Below are 21,381 nucleotides of genomic sequence, written 5' to 3' on the forward strand. Positions count from 1 at the left end.
GTACTCGCGCTCATACTCCCGTGACGACTTTCGAACGCGACGCGAAGGCGCTTGAACTGCCCTGGCAGTTCACCGGACGTGAGGACGAGCTCGAGCTGATCCGCCGCTCCCTGACCGCGGGCCGGCACGGCATCGTGGTGACCGGACCGGCCGGCAGCGGCAAGACCCGGCTGGTCACCGAGGCCGTACGGGGCAGCGACCGCACCCGAGCGGTCGGGACGCCCGAGACCCGTCACCTCCCCTTCGCCGCGTTCGCCCATCTGCTGCCCGAGTCGGTCTCCTTGCACCGGGCGGTCCAACTCCTGTCCGGGGTGCGGCTGCTGGTGGTCGACGACGCGCACCTGCTCGACGACGCCTCGGCCGCCCTCGTGCACCAGCTGGCCGTGCACGGCCGCACCCGCCTGATCGTCGTCGCCGCCGACGACGGCCCGTGCCCCGGCGCGATCTCCCGGCTGTGGACCGGCGAGCTGCTGCCGCGCCTCGCCCTGGAGCCGCTGCCCCGCGAGGACACCGAACAGCTCCTCGCGACGGGCGTCGGCGGCAGCCTGGAGCCGCTCACCCTGAACCGCCTCCACCACCTGTGCCAGGGCGATCTGAGGCTGCTGCGCGAACTGGTGGACGCGGTGCGCGAGCACGGCCTGCTGACCCGCCTCCTGCCGGACACCGAGGAATGGGCGTGGCGGGGCCCGGTGCCGGTGACGGCGACCGTCCGCAGGCGCACCGCCGAGCTCCTCGAACGCCCCGGCCCCGACGAGCGGGACACCCTCGAACGCCTCGCCTTCGCAGAGCCCCTGCCCGTGCCCATGGACGAACTCGACCTGCCAGTCCTGGAAATCCTCGAGGCCCACGGTCTGATCCGCGTCGACGACCAGGGCGACCAGGGCTCCGTCCGCCTCGCCCACCCCTTGCACGGCCTGGTGCTGCGGGCCGCGGCCGGCAGGCTCAGGGCGAGGCGGCTGGCCCGTACACCGGCCCAGTGCGCCGCGGCCCTCGCCGCCGAGTCGGCCGCGCTGACCCGCCGGATCGAGCAGGCGGACGTACGGCCGCTGCCGACGCCCGTGGGGGAGTGGCTCGCGCAGGAGGGCGCACCCGTGCCCGCCGGGTACGCGGCCGTACGGGCACGGTTCTCGCGGCTTCGGGGGGAGCTGCGGGAGGCGGCGGCCTGGGCGCGGGAGGGGCTGCGGGACGCGTGGAAGGACGCGTCCTGCCGCACCGAACTCGCCCTGGCCGCCGCCCAGTCGGGAGACGCGGCGACCGCCCGGGACGCCGTGGCGGGCTGCCCGGACCTGGACGAGCCGTCCGCCTGGCTGATCGCGGCCCGCGGGGACGTGGACGGGGCGCTGGCGGCGATCGGCGACGCCACCGACGGCATGGTGCAGAGGTACGGCGACGGCAGCGACCGTATGGCTGTCGGCTCCGACAGCGCGTACGCCCTCTACGACGCCGTACGCCTCGGAGCCCCCGAGAAGGTCGCCGAACGCCTCCCGGCCGACGGCGTGTTCGCCAGGCATGCCGAGGCGCTGGCCCGTGCGGACGGCCCCGCGCTGGACCGGGCCGCGGAGGCGCTGGAGGAGCGCGGGTTCCTGCTGTTCGCGGCCGAGGCGCACGCGCAGGCGGTAAGCGCGCACCGAGACCCGCGCGCCGCGCGCACCTCACGCACGCGTGCCGTCGCCCTGGCCCGCCGCTGCCAGGGCGTCCGCACCCCGGCTCTGTCCGGGCTGGTCCTGGGCGAACTGACCGCCCGCCAGCGGCAGATCGTCACCCTGGCGGCCGCGGGTCTGAGCAACCGGCAGATCGCGGAACAGCTGACCCTGTCCATCCGCACCGTGGGCAACCACCTCTACAGCGCCTACGCCCGGCTCGGCGCGAGCGACCGGGGTGCCCTGCCGTGGCTCGTGGAGCTGCCGGACGCGCAGCCGGCCTGAGCCGCGCCCAAGAACCGGCGGTCTGACCCCCAGTATTCGGGGGAGGGGTCAGGCCGCCGCCCGGCGTCTCCCGTCAGGCGTAGGTCCAGCGCCACCGGCTCGAGCTGTACGTGCACTTGATCGGCGTGCCGTCCGCGGTGGTCGTCGTGGCCCCGTGGTCGCTGTTGCGGCAGAACTGCCCCGCCGAGTAGCAGTTGCCCGAGCTGGAGGTGATCGAGCAGGTGCCCACGCTGTCCTGGCTGCTGCCGCTGCCGCTGCTGCTGCTGCCGCTGTCGGCGGCTTGGGCGGCGGCGGTTCTGGTGACCGTGACCGTGGGGCCCGGCTTGGCCTTGGCCTTGACGGTTTCTGTGACCGTCGGGCCGGGCCCGGGCGTGGCCGTCACCGTCGCCGTGACGGTCGTCGCGGGCTTGACCTTGGCCTCGACGGGCTGCTTGTCGCTGTTCGCGGGGGAGGCGATGAGCGCGCCCGCGAGGACCAGGCCGGCGCCGCCGAGCCACACGCGCTTGCGCTTGTGCAGCGGACGGATGTCCGGCGGGCGGGGCGGCGGAGGTATGGGTGCCGTGTACGGGTTGGTCATCTCGTCCCCCTGGGTGTTTCGGGTGGAGTGACCGTAGTGCCCCACAAGGAGGCTTGTGAAGGATGTGTGATGAGAGTGATCATTCTGTGACTGTCGTCCGGGGGTGCCCATAGGTCCCGGCCCCGACCCTGCGAGTTCAGGCCGCCCCGAACGCCGTGAACGCCCACCCCGTGGCCTGGTGCAGCGCATCGCCCGGCAGCGAGGCGCGGGCGTCACGCAGGGCTTCGGCCAGGGACAGTCCCGCGCTCAGGCCCTTGTGCACGGCGAGCATCAGTGGCACCACGGCGTGGTCGTTGACGGGTGCGCTGCTCGCCAGCACTCCCGCCGTGCCGAGCGGCAGCAGGGCGGTGACCAGGCCGAGGAGTTCGTCCGCGCCGACCGAGGCGAGGCGGGCGGTGTCGCAGCTGGACAGGATGATCCGGTACGGGCTGCGGTCCAGGCGTTCGAAGTCATGGACGATGAGCGGGCCGTCGGCCATCCGCAGCGCGGAGAACAGGGGGCTGTCGGCGCGGAAGGTGCCGTGCGCGGCGATGTGGGCCAGCGCGGCGCCGTCGAGTTCCTCCAGGACGCGCGGCACGCGCGCGTCCTCGTGTTCCAGGAGGGTCGGTCTGCCGTAGCGGTCGGCGAGTTCGGGCACCTCCGCCCCGCCCGTGGCGAGCCCCGGCCCCCGCACCAGGACGTGGCGGCCGCCGGGCGGCGGCTCGGTCTCGTGGGCGCGCAGCCAGCTGCTCGCCGACGGCGACACGCTCAGCACCCGCTCCCGCAGCGACGGCAGCAGCGCCCACGGCACACGGTGCAGCCGGCCGGGCGGTACGACCACCACCGGGCCGCAGCCCAGCTGCGCGGCGGCCGGGCCGAGCAGCAGCTCCTCCAGTCGGCGGCCCATGGCCTCGACCACCGGAAGCCGCGCCTCCGCGCCGGGGTGGGCCAGTCTGCGCAGCCCGGCCTGCACATGCTCGGCCTCGGTCTCGGCGTCGGCGAGCAGCCCCGCCTCGAACCGCCGCACCCGCCCCTGCCCGCACAGCAGCACCTGGACCCGCCCGTCGAGCACGGCGAGCTCCACCAGCCGCACCTCGCCCAGCCGTTCGAGCAGCCGACCGGGCTGGAAGCGCTCCTCGGCGCCGGGCGCGTCGCCGCGCATGTGCAGGGTCCGGGAGCGGATCTCCCGCTCCAGACGCCGCTGTTCACGCTCCAGGGTGGGAATGGGGCGGCCGTCGCTGCGGGCCTCCTCCGCGCGGGCGGCGATCTCCCGGAACGCGGTCAGGTTGCCGAGCAGGGCCGGGTCGGCGGGCGGCCGGGTGGGCGGCGTGGACAGGACGGTGGCCCGCCAGCGTTCGCTCCACATCAGCAGGCGGCGCGGGCTGCCGGAGTCGAGGCTGGCCCGCTGGGCCAACGCGGCCAGCTCCGCCCCCTGTTCGGTGGCGCGGGCCCGCAGCTCGGAGGCGCCCAGCGTCATCCGGTGGTCGTCGAGCACGTCGAGGCCGCGCCGGCACGCCTCCAGGACACCCCGGCCGGAACCCGCGGCCCGCGCGCGCAACGCCTGTGCGGCCCAGCCGGTCATCCGCGCCAGCGGCGGCCCGCTGTGCCGGCTGCGGGCGGCGACGGCCAGATGCCGCTCCGCGTCCGCCGTCCAGCCCAGCGAGAGCGCGATCCGGCCGGCCAGCAGCGAGGCCTCCGGGGCGGCCGGCGCGCCGAACGAGGCGAGCCGTTCGGCCACCGCCGCCGCGTCCGCGACCAGGCGTCCCGAACGGCGCCCCGCGGCCACCCGCGCCTCGATCAGCACCAGCCGGGCATGCGTCTCCCACCAGCTGCGCCGCTGCCCGGCGAACAGCCGCACGGCCAGCGCGGCACGCGCGATCGCGGTGTGCGGATCGCCAGCCAGGCGCGCCGCGCGGGCCGCGACCAGCAGCAGCTCCGCCTTGCGGGTGGACTGCCCGCCGATGCCGTCGAGCGCCCCTATGGCCGTGTCCGCCTCGGCGAGCGCCTCGGGGGCGAGCCCGGCGGCCATCAGCACCTCGCAGCGCCGGATGTAGAGCATGAACGACGGTGTGCCGAGCTTGGCGTAGCGCTCCTCGGCCTCGTCCAACAGCCGCAACGCGAGGGGGATGTCGCCCGACCGGAACGCGGCAAGGCCCCGGCTCTCCACCACGTCCGCCTTGTCGTGCTCCTGGCCGGTGGTGTCCCACTGCGCATGCGCGGCGGTGAAGTCGGCCTCCGCCCGGTCCACCGCGCCGAGCGCCAGATGCACCGTGGCCCGCAGGGTCAGCGCCCGCGCCGTCCAGATGACGTCGTCCGCCTGCCGCAGCACGGGAATCGCCCGGCGTACGTCCTCCAGCGCCTCCCGGTGCCGGCCCAGCACCCAGGAGGCGTAGGCCCGCCGGAACAGGACCCGCGCACGTGTGTGCCCGCTGCTGACCGCGACACCCCGCTCCAGCGCCTCCAGGCCCTGCCGGGTGCGGCCGGAGTGCACCAGCGCCACACCGAGGGTGGCCAGGATGTCGCCCTCCCGGTCGGGTGCCTGGGCGCGCGCGGCCAGGTCGCGGGCGCGGCGCAGATGGTGCAGCGCGATCCGCATGTCGCCCCAGTCCCGCTGCCAGATGCCGATCACCTGGTGTGCGACGGATGCCCGCCAGGGCGTGGGATCGGAGTCCAGCACGCCCTGCGCCCGCGCCCGGGCCTCGCCCGGGTCGGCGAACACCATCGGCAGCAGTTCGAGAACCGAGTCGCTTCCCGCTGTCACTCAAAGGATGGTAGTGGCCGTGGTTGCGCCCCACACCGGTTTGGCGCTGTATCAATCAACGGCTGCGCGACTCTGTCTGACGACAGCCGCCTCAAGGGGGAGGACACGCCATGGCACCTCAGCGATTCCACGAACAGTTCGACCAGATCCAGCGTTCGATGCCGGACATCTCCCTGGCGATGGGGCCCGACGACGCGGCGGAGTTCATCTACGAGAAGGGCGTGGTCCTGGCCCGCGACGGTGAGGAGGCGCGGCTCGTCGAGGACACCGTGCGCGGCCACTTCACCGAGGCGACCGGACTGACCGCCGACCATGTGCGGCGGGTGAGCCCGGAGACCAACCGCTCCGGCATCACCCGTATCCAGGTCGGCGACCCCGGCCACGGCGACCGGCGCGGCGACCGTGCGGTCACGCACGCCCTGCGGGCCATGCGTGAGCACGAGGCACGCGCCGAGCGCCGCCTCGTCAGCCGCAACCACGTGGTGTCGATCGCGGTCAACTCCTGTCCCGGCGACGAGCCCGTGCCCGCCCCGCTCACCCAGGGCACCAACCCGGCCGCGGCCGAGGCCGGTTACGACGCGGACACCGCCGTCGGCGTCCTCGTCATCGACAACGGCCTCACCCACGACCACGGCATGGTGCCGCTGCTCGCCCATGTCCAGGGCGATCTGCACGGCACCGAGACCGACGCCCAGGGCGACCTGCTGCAGTACGTCGGCCACGGCACGTTCATCGCGGGCCTCCTCGCGGCCGTCGCACCGAACACGAACATCACCGTGCGCAACACCCTCAACGACGCCGGCGCCATCCTGGAGGACCAGTTCGGGCAGCGGCTCTTCGACGCCGTCGACGAGCACGGCTGGCCGGACGTCATCAGTCTCTCCGCCGGCACCTCCAACGGCCGCGACGACGGCCTGCTCGGCGTGCAGAGCTTCATGGACGAGCTGCGCCGGCAGCGCACCCTGCTGGTCGCGGCGGCCGGCAACAACTCCAGCGCGTCGAAGTTCTGGCCCGCCGCCTACGCCGATCTGCCCGACTACGAGGACGCCGTGCTGTCGGTCGGAGCGCTGCGCAGCGACGGCGAGTTCGGCGCCTGCTTCTCCAACTACGGCTCCTGGGTGAAGGCCTACGCTCCCGGGGAGCGGCTGACCAGCACACTGACCGGCTTCGACGCACCCGTGCCGTACGTCTACCAGCACTCCACCTACGACGAGTGCCGGTACCACTTCACCTACGCGTGCACCTGCCAGTACCCGCGGCACTCCGGCGTGCTGAGCGCGGCGGGGACCCCCACCGCAGGCAAGGCGGACCAGGTGATGTTCGAGGGCTACGCCCACTGGAGCGGTACCTCGTTCGCCACCCCGGTCGCCGCGGGCATGGTCGTCGCCTACATGACCGCCAACAAGCTGGGTGATGCGCGTGCCGCCCGCAAGAAGCTCCTCGCGGAGCTCGGGGCGTACGCGGAGGTGCGCGGGGCGCATGTGCCGGCGCTGCGTCCGCCGACGTGGCGTCCCACGCCCGTCACGCAGCTGGCACCTCCGGCATGAGGTCTGGAACGGTCCCTTCCACGGCGTACGATGTCTTGCCGTACACGAGGGGTGGGGCCGTGGACCGAGCAGATGTCGGCGCGTTGGTCGAGTCCGCCGTCGGCGGCGACGCGGCGGCCTGGAAGGCGCTCGTGGAGGGGCTGAGCCCACTGGTGTGGTCCGTAGTGCGCGCGCACCGGCTCTCCGACGCCGACGCGCACGAGGTGTACCAGACGGTGTGGTTCCGTTTCGCCCAGCACCTGGGGCGCATCCGCGAACCCGACAAGGCCGGGTCGTGGCTGGCCAGTACCGCGCGACACGAGTCCCTGAAGGTCCTCAAGAGCTTAAGGCGGCTGACCCCGACCGACGATCCGCAGCTGCTCGACCGTGTCAGCGAGGACCGTACGCCCGAGCAGTCGTTCCTCGACCTGGAGGAGGCGGCCGCCGAGACCGAGCGCATCCGGCACCTGTGGCAGGAGTTCGAGGAACTCGGTGATCGCTGCAGGCAGTTGCTGCGCGTCCTGATGGCCTCGCCGCCGCCCAGCTACCAGGAGGTGTCCGCGGCGCTGGGCATCGCGGTGGGCAGCATCGGACCGCTCCGCCAGCGCTGTCTGCGGCGCCTGCGGGCACGACTGGAAGCACGGGGAACGGTGTGACCGACATGAACGACGCCCACAACAACGCCAACCACAACGACGACGTCAACGACATCAACGATCTGGGCGGCATCGACGGCATCGACGGCATCGACGAGCTGGCGTACCACCTGGTGGAGGAGGAACTCCGCGGGGCCGCGGCCATCCTGGACCCGGTGCCGGCCCAACTGCTGCAGATCGCCGTCGAGGCCTTCGCGCTGCACGACCTCGACGCCCGCATCGCCGAGCTGACCTTCGACTCGGTGGTGGACGCCATCCCCGTCAGGGGAGCGACGGACGTGCCGCGGATGCTCACGTTCCACGCGGGCGGCGTGACCGTCGACGTCGAACTGACCGCACAGGGGCTGATGGGACAGGTGCTGCCGCCGCAGACGGCCGGTATCGAGGTGCTCAGCGGCCCGCAGCCCGGCTGGCCGCTGACCACCGACGACATGGGGCGCTTCACCTACGACGAGCCTCCCTCCGGCCCCTTCGCGCTACGGCTGCGGACCGGCGAGGGAGTGCTCGTCACGGACTGGGTGACGGCCTGATGCGGGGCCCTGCCCTCGGAGCCTGTGTCACATCCCCGGCCGGGGATGTGACACAGGCTCTCACCAGCTGACGGGCAGGGTCTGCGGCCCGCGGATCATCGTCTTGCGGCGCCAGACGACCTGGTCGGCGGGGACCGCGAGCCGCAGGCCCGGCAGCCGTTCCAGCAGCGTGTCGACGAGCAGTTCGGTCTGCAGACGGGCGAGTACGGCGCCGGTGCAGTAGTGCGCGCCGTTGCCGAACGCCACATGCGGGTTGGGGTCACGGTCGGGGTCGATCCGGTCCGGGTCGGGGAAGACGTCCGGGTCGCGGTTGGCGGCCAGGTAGGAGACGTACACCGGGTCGCCGGCGCTGATGCGGTGACCGTGCAGCTCGACGTCCTCCAGGGCGATGCGGGCCAGGCCGACCGAGGTGCGGTGCGGGATGTAGCGCAGCAGCTCGTCCAGCACCCGCCCGCGGGCCTGCGGCTCCCGCATCCGCTCCCTCAACTCCGGGCGGGTGAGCAGCAGGAACAGCATCTGCCCGCAGTTGTGGGTGACGGCCTCGCCGCCGATCTGCAGCGGCCCGGCCAGGCCCACGGCCTCCTCCTCGCTGATCTCTCCGCGGCCGACGGCGGCGCCGAGCAGCGCGTACACGTCCTCGTCCGTGCTGTGCGCCCGGGCCCGGATGGTGTCGGTGATCCACCCGTACATGCCGTTCTTGGCGCGGTCGGCGGCCTCGGAGCCGCCGGAGGTGGAGATGATCTGCCGGGTCCAGGCATGCACCCGCTCCCGGTCCTCGGCGGGCACCCCCATCACCTCGCTGACCACGGTGATCGGGAAGGGTTCGAGGACCCGCTCGACGAGATCGGCCGGCGGCCCGTCCCCGACGACCTCGTCGAGCAGCTCGTCGAGGATCCGCTGCGCGCGGGGCCGCAGCCGCTTCATCGCACCCACGGTGAAGGCGCCGGCGACCGGTTTGCGCAGCCGGTTGTGGTCGGGCTGGTCGGCCCAGGCGAGCGAGCCCGGCCGGGGCGCGAAGTTGGGGGCGAGCCGGGTCACCTGACGGCGGGTGACCTCCGTGCGGCTGAACCGCGGGTCGTTGGTGATCAGCTTCACGTCCTCGTAGCGGGTGGCCAGCCACGCCCAGCCCTCGCCGTGCGGGAGCCGGATGCGGGTGAGCGGGCCCTCGCGCATGAGGTCCGCGAGCACGGGGTCGAACTCCGTCCCGGTCAGGTCGTGCGCGGGCCACTCCCGTACCGGGGGCGGGACCTGCTCCGTCAGCGTGGTGGTCTCCTCAGTCATGCCCTCCACCCTCACCGCGGCCCGGGCGCCTGTCGCGCGGGAGTGCTCCAGCCGGAGGGCGGGAGCCCGCGCCTCAGCCGGTCACGGCGTCGACGAGCCCGGCCAGCGCCTGCGCCAGGCGGGTCAGCCCGGGCCCGGCGGGCCCACCCGGCTCGGTCATGTACGTGTCCCGGCGGATCTCCACCATCAGGGCGCTCACCCGCGGGTCCTTCCCGTAGAACTCCAGCGGCACATACGTCCCGCTGAACGGGCTGTCCAGCCCCGTCCCCCCGCACCCCGCGAACGCCTTTTGCGCCGCCGCCAGCAGCTCGGGCGGTGTGTGGAAGGAGTCGGTGCCCAGACAGACGGGCGGCCGCGGCCCCCCGCCGTGCAGCTCGTAGGGCAGCGGCGCGCTCGGGTAGGAGTGGACGTCGACGATCACGGCCCGCCCGGTGGCGGCCAGCCGGTCGGCCACCGCCTCCCTCATGGCCTGCGCGTACGGCCGGAAGTACCGCTCGATCAGCGGGGCGGGGTCGGTGGCCTCGCCCCGCAGCGCCTCCCGGTGCGTGGTCCGCGTGTACACGGCGCCCATCCCGACGGCGAGCATCTCCTCCCGCTCGTCGGGAAACCGTTCCGGATCGACCACCAGCCGCGACAGCCGGTTCACGAACCGCCAGGGAGCAACCCCCGCCAGCCCGGCCGCCGCCGCGGCGATCTCCGCGGTGTGCGAGTCGGTGATGTGATCCAACTCCCGTTCCAGTGCAGGCCCGTCCAGCACGATGCCCGCCCGCACCTCGGCCGGAATCTCCCGCGCCGAGTGCGGCACATGCAGGATGACGGGGGAGTGGGCCGCGCCGGCCAGTAACGCGTAGGACGGTGAGGGTACGAAGGAGTTCATCAGCGCCGCCCGCCGAATTCCCAGGCGTGGACCTCGATGTCCGCGTAGCGCTCCGCGGTGAGGACGGCGCGGGCCTTGTCCGGGTCGGGAGCGCGCAGCAGCGCAGCCGTCCCGAGCCAGGTGACACCGTCGTCGGACAACAGCGGCCCGTAGGCGATCAACTCGTCACGCCCGGTGGGCACCTCGAGGTCGGCCGCCGGGCCGGAACCGAGGCCGAGCACGAGGAACCGATCGTCGCCGCTCGCGCCACCGGGAAACTCCCACATGGTGCGCCCCAGCAGATTGCGCCACCGCCGCAGCAGTACGTCGCGATACACCCCGGCCTGGTAGTTGGGCTCGTCGAAGGCGAACGCACGGGCGGCCGCGGCGTCGGGCAGGTCGACGATGTGCATACTCCCGGAAGGTGTCTCACCGTCGTCGGCGAAGGTCGGGCCGCGGGCGATCAGCTCCGCCGCGTACCGGTCCATGTAGGACCAGTGCTTTTCCACCAACTCCCCACGCAGGCCGAGGGAGCCGGACCGATCACGGTGGTAACAGAAGAACTCCATGGCCACAGCCTGCCAGCACCGGCCGGGCCCCCGAGGGCTTACGGTGTGGCCCACCTTCGTTCGACGAGCACGCCGCCGCCCTGGTGCGCGCCCGCGACGAGCTGGAGCTCGCGCCGGCCTGACCGGTGACTGCCGGGCCGGCCTGCCGTCAGCCGCCCCCGCTGACCCCCGACGCCACGAAACGCCGGTGCAGCGGTGAGAACGTGGACTCCGGTTCGCCGGTGATGCCGGCCTCCTTGACGGCGGGTGCCAGCCGGCCGGCGAAGAACCGCTCGAAGTCGGACTGGGCGTTCCACACGTCGGTGACGTGCATTGCGCCCGCGTCGAACCAGGCCACGTGCAGGACGGCGCCCTCCGGTTGGTCCTGCTCCCAGTCGACCAGCTGCCGCACGGTGTCGTACTGCTGGGGCGAGACCCCTGGCCAGGTCATGGACAACACAACAGCCATATGACTTGCCTCCTCTGTCCGGTGCCCCCTCCTCAGTAGACCGAGCCGGGGCAGAGGTCACCTGCCGTGGTACGCCGTTCGGGACACGGCTCCGCCCCGGCCGGGCAGTGTGCCGACCGGGGCGGAGTCAGGAACGGGCCGTCAGGGCCCTGGCGCGTCAGCTCAGGGACGCCAGCGCCGCGTTCCAGGTGGCCGAGGGGCGCATGACCGCGGCGGCCTTGGCCGGGTCGGGCTGGTAGTAGCCGCCGATGTCGGCGGGCTGCCCCTGGACGGCGAGCAGCTCGTCGACGATCTTCTGCTCATTGGCGGTGAGCGTCTCGGCGAGCGGGGCGAAGACCTTCGCCAGGTCCGCGTCCTCGGTCTGCGCGGCCAGCTCCTGCGCCCAGTACAGGGACAGGTAGAAGTGGCTGCCGCGGTTGTCGATGCCGCCGACGCGACGGGTCGGGGACTTGTCCTCGTTGAGGAAGGTCGCCGTGGCACGGTCGAGGGTGTCGGCCAGCACCTTGGCGCGGGTGTTGCCGGTGGCCGTGGCGTACTGCTCCAGGGACGGCACCAGCGCGAAGAACTCGCCCAGCGAGTCCCAGCGCAGGTAGTTCTCCTTGACCAGCTGCTGGACGTGCTTCGGCGCGGAGCCGCCGGCGCCCGTCTCGAACAGGCCGCCGCCCGCCATCAGCGGGACGACCGACAGCATCTTGGCGCTGGTGCCCAGCTCCAGGATGGGGAAGAGGTCGGTGAGGTAGTCACGCAGCACGTTGCCGGTCACGGAGATGGTGTTCTCGCCGCGGCGGATGCGCTCGATGGACAGCTTGGTCGCCTCGACCGGGGCGAGGATCCGGATGTCCAGGCCCTCGGTGTCGTGCTCCGGCAGGTACTGCTTGACCTTCTCGATGATCACGGCGTCGTGGCCGCGGGTCTCGTCCAGCCAGAACACCGCCGGGTCGCCGGTGGCGCGGGCGCGGGTGACGGCCAGCTTGACCCAGTCGCGGATCGGCGCGTCCTTGGTCTGGCAGGCGCGGAAGATGTCGCCGACCGCGACCGGCTGCTCCAGGACGACGTTGCCTGCCTGGTCGACCAGACGGACCGTGCCGGCCTTCTTGATCTCGAAGGTCTTGTCGTGGGAGCCGTACTCCTCGGCCTTCTGCGCCATCAGGCCGACGTTCGGCACCGAGCCCATGGTGGCGGGGTCGTAGGCGCCGTTGGCACGGCAGTCGTCGATCACGGCCTGGTAGACGCCGGAGTAGGAGGAGTCCGGCAGCACCGCGAGGGTGTCGGCCTCCTGGCCGTCCGGGCCCCACATGTGGCCGGAGGTGCGGATCATGGCCGGCATCGAGGCGTCGACGATCACGTCGGACGGCACGTGCAGGTTGGTGATGCCCTTGTCGGAGTCGACCATGGCCAGCGCCGGGCCGTCGGCGAGCTCGGCGTCGAAGGAGGCCTTGATCTCGGCGCCCTCCGGCAGGGACTCCAGGCCCTTGTAGATGCCGCCCAGGCCGTCGTTCGGGGACAGACCGGCCGCGGCGAGGGCCTCGCCGTACTTCGCGAACGTCTTCGGGAAGAAGGCCCGCACCACGTGACCGAAGACGATCGGGTCGGAGACCTTCATCATCGTGGCCTTGAGGTGCACGGAGAACAGGACGCCCTCGGCCTTGGCGCGGGCGACCTGCGCGGCGAGGAACTCGTTGAGCGCGGCGGCGCGCATCACGGAGGCGTCGACGACCTCGCCCGCGAGCACCGGTACGGACTCGCGCAGCACCGTGGTGGTGCCGTCCTCGCCGAGCAGCTCGATGCGCAGCGCACCGGCCTCGGAGATCACCGTGGACTTCTCGGTGGAGCGGAAGTCGTTCTCGCCCATGGTCGCGACGTTGGTCTTGGACTCGGGGGTCCAGGCGCCCATGCGGTGCGGGTGGGTCTTGGCGTAGTTCTTGACCGAGGCGGGGGCCCGGCGGTCGGAGTTGCCCTCACGCAGCACCGGGTTCACGGCGGAGCCCTTGACCTTGTCGTAGCGGGCCTGGACGTCCCGCTCCTCGTCGGTCTTGGGGTCGTCCGGGTAGTTCGGCAGCGCGTAGCCCTGGCCCTGCAGCTCGGCGATCGCGGCCTTCAGCTGCGGGATCGAGGCCGAGATGTTCGGCAGCTTGATGATGTTGGCCTCGGGCGTCTTGGCCAGCTCGCCCAGCTCGTGGAGGGCGTCCGGGATCCGCTGGTCCTCGGTCAGGTACTCCGGGAACAGGGCGATGATGCGCCCGGCCAGCGAGATGTCACGGGTCTCCACAGCGACACCCGCCTGCGCGGCGTACGCCTGGACCACCGGCAGGAAGGAATACGTCGCCAGGGCCGGGGCCTCGTCAGTGTGCGTATAGAAGATGGTCGAGTCAGTCACCGGGTGCTCCGCTCCACGTCTGCAACATTGCTCGACATCAAGATATCTCGTGATCGAGGCGGGCTCGACAGGGGTCCGGCCACGCGTCCCACACTCCGGAACCCCGAACACCTCGCCGGCATGCAACCAAACGTCCCCTCCCATGGTCCTGGATGTAGATCGTGCATCTGTTCGTCGACGGCCGGAGCTGACCTCCCGGCCGCCAGAGCGAAAGCTGACCATGAGATATCGCAGCAGAGTGACGGCCCCAGCGGCCGCCCTGATCGGCACGGCCGCGGCACTGACCGTGGGGGGTACGGCGTCCGCCGCACCGAAGGGCAAGCGCACGCCGAAGGACGACGGCACGCCGGGCCCCGAGACCCTCGGCGACTCCGTCTTCCCGAGCCTCGGCAACGACGGCTACCGCGCTTCGGCCTACCATCTCGACTTTTCCTACGACCCGACGACGAAGCTCGTCGACGCCACCGCCATCCTGAGGATCAGCGCCACCCAGGCGCTCAGCCGCTTCTCCCTGGACGCCCTCGGCCTGGACATACGCTCCGTGCGCGTCGGCGGCCGCACCGCCGCCTTCGAGCAGGCGGACGAGAAGCTGCGGATCACGCCCGCCCGCCCGCTGCCCGCCGGGGCCCGGACGACGGTGTGCATCGAGTACGGCGCGGACCCGAGCCGTACCCTCGCGCACACCGCCTGGGTCGTCACCCCGGACGGCTTCGCGATCTGCCCGCAGCCGAACTCGGCGCACACCGTCTTCCCCTGCAACGACCACCCGTCGGACAAGGCGGACTTCACCTTCCGCGTCACCGTCGCGGCCGGCCTGCGGGGCGTCGCGAACGGTCTGCTCACCGGCACCGAGACCCTCGCCGACGGCCGCACCGCGTACTCGTACCGCTCCCGCGAGCCGATGGCCACCGAACTGGTGCAGATCACCGTCGGCGACTACGTCGTCAAGGACCGGCAGGGCCCGCACGGGCTGCCGCTGCGGGACGTCGTGCCCACCGCCCGCGCCGCCGCCCTGGAACCGGCCCTCGCACTCACCCCCGGGCTGGTCGACTGGCTGGAGCAGCGGCTCGGGGCGTTCCCCTTCGAGACGTACGGACTGCTGCCCTGCAACTCCGACAACCCGAACGCCTTCGACTTCACCGGCCTGGAGACCCAGACCCTCACCCTGTACAAGCCGAACTTCCTGCTCCAGGAGGAGAAGAAGATCGGCTCGCACATGATGCACGAGCTGGTCCACTCCTGGTTCGGCAACCTCGTCAGCCCCGCCAACTGGGCCGACCTGTGGCTCAACGAGGGCCACGCCGACTACTACGGACTGCTGTACCGCTACGAGCGCGGCTGGACCGACTCGCTCGGCTACAGCACGTTCGAGGACCGCATGAAGTACACGTACGGCGTCGGCGACCAGTGGCGCCACGACTCGGGGCCGGTCGCGGCCCCGAACGCGGTGAACCTCTTCGACAGCCAGCGCTACACGGGCGGCGTCCTGGTCCTGTACGCGCTGCGCCAGGTCGTCGGCGAGGACGTCTTCCACGCCATCGAGCGGTGCTTCCTGGACCGGCACCGCAACTCCTCGGCGACGACGGACGACTACATCGCCGTCGCCTCGGAGGTCTCCGGGCAGGACTTGTCCGGATTCCTCAAGGACTGGCTCTACGGTACGAAGACGCCGCGGATGCCCGGCCACCCGGACTGGACGGTCAAGCCGGTGAGCTCGGCGCTCGCCGCGCCGCACAGCCGCCGGGGCGGCCACTGGCACGAGAACTCCGCGACGCTCTGACCTGGTTGACCCTTCAGGGTCTCAGTCGAGGCGGGCGGCGGACACCTCGCCCGCCTCGACGACAGTCCCCTGCGGGCCGCGCTGCTGCGGGATGGTCACCGCCCCCTGCTGCAGCGCCACCGTCCGCGCGGGCGCCGGGATGCGGATGCCCTCCTCGCGGTAGCGCTTGTGCAGCGCCTTGATGAACTCATGCTTGATCCGGAACTGGTCGCTGAACTCGCCCACGCCCAGGATGACCGTGAAGCCGATCCGGGAGTCGCCGAAGGTGTGGAAGCGGATCGCCGGCTCGTGGTCCGGGACCGCGCCGCTGATCCCGGTCATCACCTCGGCGATGACCTCCATGGTCACGCGCTCCACCTGGTCCAGGTCGCTGTCGTAGGCGACTCCGACCTGGACCAGGATGGTCAGCCGCTGCTCGGGACGCATGAAGTTGGTCATGTTCGTCTTCGCCAGCTGTCCGTTGGGGATGACGACCAGGTTGTTGGAGAGCGCGCGCACGGTCGTCTGACGCCAGTTGATGTCCTCGACGTAGCCCTCCTCGCCGCTGCTCAGCCGGATGTAGTCGCCGGGCTGCACGGTCTTCGAGGCGAGGATGTGGATGCCCGCGAAGAGGTTGGCGAGGGTGTCCTGCAGCGCCAGCGCGACGGCCAGACCGCCCACGCCCAGGGCGGTGAGCATCGGGGCGATCGAGATGCCCAGCGTCTGCAGCACCACCAGGAAGCCGATCGCCAGGACCAGCACCCGGGTGATGTTCACGAAGATCGTGGCGGATCCGGCGACCCCGGAGCGGGACGTGGTGACCGCCCGCACCAGACCGGCGATCACCCGGGCCGCCGTCACCGTGACGACGAAGATGAGCACCACCGTCAGTACTTGGTTGACGTGGTTCTGGACCGTCCTGGTCAGCGGCAGCGCCGCTCCCGCGGAGGCCGCGCCGCCCACGATCGCCGCCCACGGCACCACCGTGCGCAGCGCGTCGACGATGACGTCGTCGCCGCTCCAGCGGGTGCGGTCGGCGTGCTTGCCCAGCCAGCGCAGCAGCATGCGCAGCAGGAACGCGGCCAACAGGCCCGCCGCCAGCGCGACTGAGGCGATGACCAGGTCGTCCACGGTGAGCGCTCGGTTCACCGGCTACCTCCAAGTTCGGGATGTGCAGCCGTTCATCCTGCCTTATTCCGCACAGGAGTTCGTACCGGGTGGCCGGTGGGACGGTGCGGTTTCGGACGATGCGCCGCGCCGGTTCGGCCTCCCTGTTCGCCGAAGAAGGACCCGCACGGTTTCTCACACGTCCGTGAACGACCCGCCCCGCCCGGCCCCGGCCGCGAACCGTGCCGCCCCCTCCAGGCCCTCCGCCAACACCCCCATCCCGTGGCGGAGTTCGCCCCGCATCGCCGCCGGCTCGTCCAGCCCATCCTGCTCCAGCACCGAAGCCCGGTCGCCCCGCAGACAGGCCTGCGGGAAACGGGCGATCTCGGCGGCCAGGGCCTCCGCCGCGGCGCGTGCCGTGCCGGTGGGGACGAGGCGGTTGGCGAGGCCCATCTCGTAGGCCTCGGGTGCCGGTACCGCCCGCCCGGTGAGAATCATGTCCAGGGCGCGGCTCTGCCCGATCAGCCGGGGCAGCCGTACCGTGCCGCCGTCGATCAGCGGGACGCCCCAACGGCGGCAGAAGACGCCGAAGACGGCGTCCTCCTCGGCGACCCGCAGATCGCACCAGAGGGCCAGTTCGAGCCCGCCGGCCACGGCATGCCCCGCGACCGCGGCGATCACCGGCTTGGACAGCCGGAGCCGCGTCGGACCCATCGGGCCGTCGCCGTCCTCCGCGACCCGGTTGCCGCGATCGGTGCCGAGCGCCTTGAGGTCGGCGCCCGCGCAGAACGTGCCGCCCTCGCCCCACAGCACGGCCGCCCGCGCCCCTTCGTCCGCCTCGAACTCCCGGAAGGCGGCGACGAGTTCGGCGGCCGTCGGACCGTCCACCGCGTTGCGGACCTCGGGGCGGGAGAGGACCACGGTGGTGACGTGTCCCCGGCGTTCGGCACGGACCGGCATGCTGGGCCCCTTTCTCCGACGGTGCCGGTGCGGGCGGCGACCGGCGGGGCGATCGTTGAACGGCTGTGCCAGGCTGGATCACCGTACAGAGGGAGTGTTGCTCATGGCAGCGGCTGCGTCTTCCCGGGGGACAACCCCCGCACCCCCGGCAGCAGAGCAGGTCGGCCCGGACGACCGGCAGGGACATCGCGAGGCAGCCCCTGGTGGACATGCGGGCGCGCCGCCGGTCGCCGTCGTGACCGGCGCCAACCGCGGCATCGGATACGAGGTCGTACGGCAGCTCGCCGCCCGTGGTCACCATGTGGTGCTCGGCTCGCGCGACCTCGCCGAGGGGCGCTCCGCCGCCGCGCGCATCGACCCGGGCGGGGAGCGGGTGAGCGCGGTGCAGCTCGATGTCTCCGACGCGGCGAGCGTGGCCGCCATGGCCGACCGGGTGGGCGACACGCTGGGGCGCGTGGATGTGGTCGTCAACAACGCGGCCATCCTGTACGACACCTGGGCGCAGGCCCGGTCGGCCGATCTCGGCGAGGTCCAACGGGCCCTGGACACCAACCTGTTCGGGGACGATGGGGGTCCCCCCGCTCGAACGAAGTTGAGAGTGGGGGAGGGTCACCCAGGCGCTGCTGCCGCTGCTGCAGCGCAGCCGGCACCCGCGGGTGGTCATGGTGAGCAGCGAGGGCGGTTCGCTGCAGTCGATGAGCGGCGGCACCCCCGCCTACAGCGTCTCCAAGGCCGCGCTCAACGCCCTGACCTGCTTGCTGGCCGGTGAGTTGCGTCGGCAGCGCATCCTCGTCAATGCGATCTGTCCCGGCTGGGTCGCCACCGACATGGGCGGCCATGGCGGGCGTCCCGTCGCCGAGGGCGCCGCGGGGATCGTGTGGGCGGCCACGCTGCCCGACAACGGGCCGACCGGCGGGTTCTTCCGGGACGGTGAACCGATTCCCTGGTGAGGTCCGGGAGGCGGCTCAGATCACCTTCAGCCGGACCAGCGCGCCCAGCGTCAGCGCGCCCGGCAGCAGCGGCAGCCACACCGTGATGATCCGGTAGGCGAGCACCACCGCGGTCGCCACGGCCACCGGGCCGCCCGCGGCCACCAGCGCCACGACCAGCGCCGCCTCCACCGAGCCGAGCCCGCCCGGCGTCGGCACCAGTGCGACCGCGACCGTCGCCGCCAGATACGCGACCGCCATGTGCACGGGCGGTACCGGCAGCCCCAGCGACAGCCCGACCAGGACCAGCCCGGCCGCCTGCAGCGCGGGGAAGGCGAGCGAACCGCCCCACAGCGCGAGGGCCCGGGACGGACGGGTGTGCACCGAGCGCAGCTCGCACAGCGCCGTGCGCAGGAAGGACACGGCGGCCGTGCGCAGCCGTCGTACGAGAACCAGGACGGCCGCCGCCCCGATGACGGCCCCGGCGACGGCGAGCAGCAGCGGGCCCACCGCGCCGTCGGGCAGCAGTGTGCCGAAGCGCAGCGCGCCCGGGAAGGCGAGCAGGAGCCCGGCCAGCAGGCTCAGCCGGGCGACCGTCTCCGCCAGCAGATACAGGGCGAGCGCGGCCGAGGAGCGGGCGAGCGGGATGCCGCACACGGTCATGAACCGCAGGTTGACCGCGCCCGCGCCAAGGCCGGTGGGCAGCAGGTGGTTGGCCGAACCCGCCGCGAACTGGGTGGCCAGCAGCCGCCGCCGGGGCAGCCGGTCGACGACCGCGCCCTGCCGGGTGAAGGCGGCCGCCACCCAGGTCAGACAGGTGGCGCCGGCCGCCGCCAGCAGCCAGGGCCACTCGGCGGCCCGCAGATGAGCGAAGCCCTCGACGAGGACCGAGCGGTGCTGCACGGCCACGACGGACACGAGCAGCAGCGGCAGCAGGCACAGGATCTGCCGGAGCACGCGGGCCGGGACGCGTCGGGGGAATCGTCCTCGTGGGAGTGGCCCTTGGGGAAGGTGTACCGCAGTCACATCCGGAGAGGGTTTCCAGGCCGTGCCAACGGCGGGTTGCGGAAGCGGGGACAGCGGCTGAAGCGGGGACAGCGGCTTGCGTACGGTCATCGGGTCCTTCGCGGGGGACGTCAGGAAAACATTGACCTCAACGAAGCTTGAGGTCCTACGGTCTCTCTCATGAGCATGGAGACCACAGCCTGGATGCAGTTGCACAGTGTCATGAACGCCGAGCAGGAGCGGCGCCCCCTGGCGCGCGACACGCTGCGTCGCATCGCCGCCTTCGCCCGCCCGCACCGTGCCCGCATGGCGCAGTTCGTGCTGCTCGGGGTGGTGACCGCGCTGCTCGCCGTCGCAACGCCCGTACTGGCCGGGCGTGTCGTGAACGCGATCGTGTCGGGTCACGACGAGGGCACGGTCGTACGTCTGGCCCTGCTCATCGCGCTCATCGCGGTCGCGGAGGCGGCCCTCGGCATCCTCGGCAGGAGGCTTTCGGCGACGCTCGGGGAGGGACTCATCCTCGATCTGCGCACGGCTGTGTTCGATCATGTGCAGCGGATGCCGGTCGCGTTCTTCACACGCACACGTACGGGAGCGCTGGTCTCCCGTCTCAACAACGACGTGATCGGCGCCCAGCGTGCGTTCAGCAACACGCTGTCCGGAGTGGTCAGCAACCTGGTCACCCTGCTGCTCACTCTCGCCGTCATGCTGACGCTGTCCTGGCAGATCACCCTGCTCGCCTTGGTGCTGCTGCCGGCGTTCGTGATCCCCGCCCGGCGGATGGGCAGCCGCATGGCCCGTATGCAGAGAGAGGCGGCCACCCTCAACGCGGCGATGGGCACCCGGATGACCGAGCGGTTCTCCGCCCCGGGAGCCACGCTGGTCAAGCTCTTCGGGCGGCCGGAGGAGGAGTCGGTGGAGTTCGCGGCCCGTGCCCGCCGGGTCGCGGAGATCGGCGTGCGCACCGCGACGGCCCAGTCGGTGTTCATCACCGCCCTGACCCTGGTCTCCTCCCTGGCCCTCGCCCTGGTCTACGGTCTCGGCGGCTGGTTCGCGCTGCGCGGCAGCCTGGAGCCGGGTGCGGTCGTGTCGCTGGCGCTGCTGCTGACCCGCATGTACGCGCCGCTCACCTCACTCGCCGGGGCGCGCGTCGAGGTGATGAGCGCCCTGGTCAGCTTCGAGCGGGTCTTCGAGGTGCTCGACCTCAAGCCCCTCATCGAGGAGAAGCCCGACGCGCACACCGTGCCCGACGGCCCGGTCTCCGTCGAGTTCGACGACGTCCGCTTCGCCTACCCGTCCGCCGACAAGGTCTCCCTGGCCTCCCTGGAGGAGGTGGCGAGCCTGGACACCCGGGGCGGCGCCGAGGTCCTGCACGGCATCTCGTTCCGCGCCGAACCGGGCCAGACCGTCGCGCTCGTCGGCTCGTCCGGCGCGGGCAAGTCGACGATCGCCGCACTGCTTCCGCGTCTGTACGACGTCGACGGGGGCGCCGTACGCGTCGGCGGCAGCGATGTCCGCGACCTGACCGCCGCCTCCCTGCGCGCCACCCTCGGCATGGTCACCCAGGACGGTCACCTCTTCCACGACACGGTGCGCGCCAACCTCCTGCTGGCCGCCCCCACCGCCACCGAGGCGGAACTGTGGGACGCCCTGCGCCGCTCCCGCCTCGACGATCTCGTACGGTCCCTGCCCGACGGTCTCGACACAGTGGTCGGCGAGCGCGGCTACCGGCTCTCCGGCGGTGAGCGCCAGCGCATGACCATCGCCCGGCTGCTCCTGGCCCGCCAGCGCGTGGTCATCCTCGACGAGGCCACCGCCCACCTCGACAACACCTCGGAGGCCGCCGTACAGGAAGCGCTGACCGAGGCCCTGGAGGGCCGCACCGCGGTCGTGATCGCCCACCGGCTGTCCACGGTGCGGGCGGCTGACGTGATCCTGGTGATCGAGGGCGGGCTGATCGTGGAACGGGGCACGCACGAGGAACTGCTGGTGGCAGGCGGGCGGTACGCGGAGCTGTACCGGACGCAGTTCGAGGAGCGGGCGGCGGAGGCGGGCGGGATCGCCGCCGCCGGGGAGGCGGTGGCGTAGGAGACGCGGCGACCCCGGGGGGCGGTGTTGCCGCCCCCGGGGTTCCGT

The 21,381-nt window shown here is 72.4% G+C and carries 18 protein-coding genes; 8 read left to right on the forward strand and 10 right to left on the reverse strand.

Features of this window, described 5'->3' with window-relative positions; all coding sequences use genetic code 11:
* Window positions 1-20: 20 nt before the first annotated feature.
* Window positions 21-1,925 (forward strand): LuxR family transcriptional regulator AbsR2, encoded by a 1,905-nt coding sequence (locus ACWCRD_RS26620; protein WP_450968278.1) that lies wholly within the window; start codon window positions 21-23, stop codon window positions 1,923-1,925.
* A 73-nt stretch (window positions 1,926-1,998) separates the two neighbouring features.
* Here the strand turns inward: ACWCRD_RS26620 and ACWCRD_RS26625 are convergent, their stop codons facing one another.
* Both ACWCRD_RS26625 and ACWCRD_RS26630 read right to left on the reverse strand, forming a co-directional pair.
* Complete coding sequence (locus tag ACWCRD_RS26625; RefSeq protein WP_450968279.1) at window positions 1,999-2,502, reverse strand: hypothetical protein; 504 nt, start codon at window positions 2,500-2,502, stop codon at window positions 1,999-2,001.
* Between the two features lie 136 nt (window positions 2,503-2,638).
* Window positions 2,639-5,203, reverse strand: coding sequence for a CHAT domain-containing protein (locus ACWCRD_RS26630; protein WP_450968318.1), 2,565 nt, complete (start codon window positions 5,201-5,203; stop codon window positions 2,639-2,641).
* Between the two features lie 149 nt (window positions 5,204-5,352).
* Here ACWCRD_RS26630 and ACWCRD_RS26635 point away from each other — a divergent pair, with 149 nt between their 5' ends.
* From ACWCRD_RS26635 to ACWCRD_RS26645, 3 genes are read left to right on the forward strand one after another with little or no spacing between them, the layout of a single operon-like run.
* A complete protein-coding gene (locus ACWCRD_RS26635) occupies window positions 5,353-6,789 on the forward strand; it encodes a S8/S53 family peptidase (RefSeq protein WP_450968280.1) in 1,437 nt (478 codons plus the stop codon).
* Between the two features lie 59 nt (window positions 6,790-6,848).
* Window positions 6,849-7,424: an RNA polymerase sigma factor gene (locus tag ACWCRD_RS26640; RefSeq protein WP_450968281.1), complete on the forward strand. Its 576-nt coding sequence runs from the start codon at window positions 6,849-6,851 to the stop codon at window positions 7,422-7,424.
* 5 nt (window positions 7,425-7,429) lie between these two features.
* Window positions 7,430-7,954, forward strand: coding sequence for a hypothetical protein (locus tag ACWCRD_RS26645; RefSeq protein ID WP_450968282.1), 525 nt, complete (start codon window positions 7,430-7,432; stop codon window positions 7,952-7,954).
* Between the two features lie 60 nt (window positions 7,955-8,014).
* Here the strand turns inward: ACWCRD_RS26645 and ACWCRD_RS26650 are convergent, their stop codons facing one another.
* The 5 genes from ACWCRD_RS26650 to ACWCRD_RS26670 all read right to left on the reverse strand — a co-directional run bounded on the left by ACWCRD_RS26650 (window position 8,015) and on the right by ACWCRD_RS26670 (window position 13,485).
* On the reverse strand, window positions 8,015-9,235 hold the full coding sequence (locus tag ACWCRD_RS26650) for a cytochrome P450 (RefSeq protein WP_450968283.1): 1,221 nt from the start codon (window positions 9,233-9,235) through the stop codon (window positions 8,015-8,017).
* A gap of 73 nt (window positions 9,236-9,308) precedes the next feature.
* Entirely contained in the window at window positions 9,309-10,112 is an 804-nt protein-coding gene (locus ACWCRD_RS26655; protein ID WP_450968284.1) for an N-formylglutamate amidohydrolase, read from the reverse strand.
* Window positions 10,112-10,660, reverse strand: a complete 549-nt coding sequence (locus ACWCRD_RS26660) for a YciI family protein (protein ID WP_450968285.1) — start codon at window positions 10,658-10,660, stop codon at window positions 10,112-10,114. Before ACWCRD_RS26660 ends, ACWCRD_RS26655 begins: the two co-directional genes overlap by 1 nt.
* A 148-nt stretch (window positions 10,661-10,808) precedes the next feature.
* Window positions 10,809-11,108, reverse strand: a complete 300-nt coding sequence (locus ACWCRD_RS26665; protein ID WP_450968286.1) for a hypothetical protein — start codon at window positions 11,106-11,108, stop codon at window positions 10,809-10,811.
* 157 nt (window positions 11,109-11,265) lie between these two features.
* Entirely contained in the window at window positions 11,266-13,485 is a 2,220-nt protein-coding gene (locus ACWCRD_RS26670; RefSeq protein WP_450968287.1) for an NADP-dependent isocitrate dehydrogenase, read from the reverse strand.
* A 220-nt stretch (window positions 13,486-13,705) separates the two neighbouring features.
* Between ACWCRD_RS26670 and ACWCRD_RS26675 the strand changes: the two genes are divergently transcribed.
* Complete coding sequence (locus tag ACWCRD_RS26675) at window positions 13,706-15,265, forward strand: M1 family metallopeptidase (RefSeq protein ID WP_450968288.1); 1,560 nt, start codon at window positions 13,706-13,708, stop codon at window positions 15,263-15,265.
* A gap of 21 nt (window positions 15,266-15,286) precedes the next feature.
* Here ACWCRD_RS26675 and ACWCRD_RS26680 read toward each other — a convergent pair whose 3' ends face one another.
* Together ACWCRD_RS26680 and ACWCRD_RS26685 are read right to left on the reverse strand one after the other, a co-directional pair.
* Window positions 15,287-16,393, reverse strand: a complete 1,107-nt coding sequence (locus tag ACWCRD_RS26680; protein ID WP_450968289.1) for a mechanosensitive ion channel family protein — start codon at window positions 16,391-16,393, stop codon at window positions 15,287-15,289.
* Between the two features lie 153 nt (window positions 16,394-16,546).
* Window positions 16,547-17,311: a crotonase/enoyl-CoA hydratase family protein gene (locus ACWCRD_RS26685; RefSeq protein ID WP_450968290.1), complete on the reverse strand. Its 765-nt coding sequence runs from the start codon at window positions 17,309-17,311 to the stop codon at window positions 16,547-16,549.
* A 103-nt stretch (window positions 17,312-17,414) separates the two neighbouring features.
* On the opposite strand from ACWCRD_RS26685, the gene ACWCRD_RS26690 reads away from it, so the two are divergent.
* Together ACWCRD_RS26690 and ACWCRD_RS26695 are read left to right on the forward strand one after the other, a co-directional pair.
* The gene (locus ACWCRD_RS26690) at window positions 17,415-18,080 is read left to right on the forward strand and encodes an SDR family NAD(P)-dependent oxidoreductase (protein ID WP_450968291.1); all 666 of its coding nucleotides are present in this window, start codon (window positions 17,415-17,417) and stop codon (window positions 18,078-18,080) included.
* Window positions 17,974-18,261: an SDR family oxidoreductase gene (locus ACWCRD_RS26695; RefSeq protein WP_450968292.1), complete on the forward strand. Its 288-nt coding sequence runs from the start codon at window positions 17,974-17,976 to the stop codon at window positions 18,259-18,261. Before ACWCRD_RS26690 ends, ACWCRD_RS26695 begins: the two co-directional genes overlap by 107 nt.
* 15 nt (window positions 18,262-18,276) lie before the next feature.
* Here the strand turns inward: ACWCRD_RS26695 and ACWCRD_RS26700 are convergent, their stop codons facing one another.
* Window positions 18,277-19,266: a lysylphosphatidylglycerol synthase transmembrane domain-containing protein gene (locus ACWCRD_RS26700; protein ID WP_450968293.1), complete on the reverse strand. Its 990-nt coding sequence runs from the start codon at window positions 19,264-19,266 to the stop codon at window positions 18,277-18,279.
* Window positions 19,267-19,431: 165 nt separating this feature from the next.
* Between ACWCRD_RS26700 and ACWCRD_RS26705 the strand changes: the two genes are divergently transcribed.
* Window positions 19,432-21,333 carry an ABC transporter ATP-binding protein gene (locus tag ACWCRD_RS26705; RefSeq protein WP_450968319.1) on the forward strand — a complete coding sequence of 634 codons (1,902 nt, stop codon included), beginning with the start codon at window positions 19,432-19,434 and terminating at the stop codon, window positions 21,331-21,333.
* Window positions 21,334-21,381 lie beyond the last annotated feature (48 nt).

It is taken from the genome of Streptomyces sp. NPDC002092 (assembly GCF_053593775.1).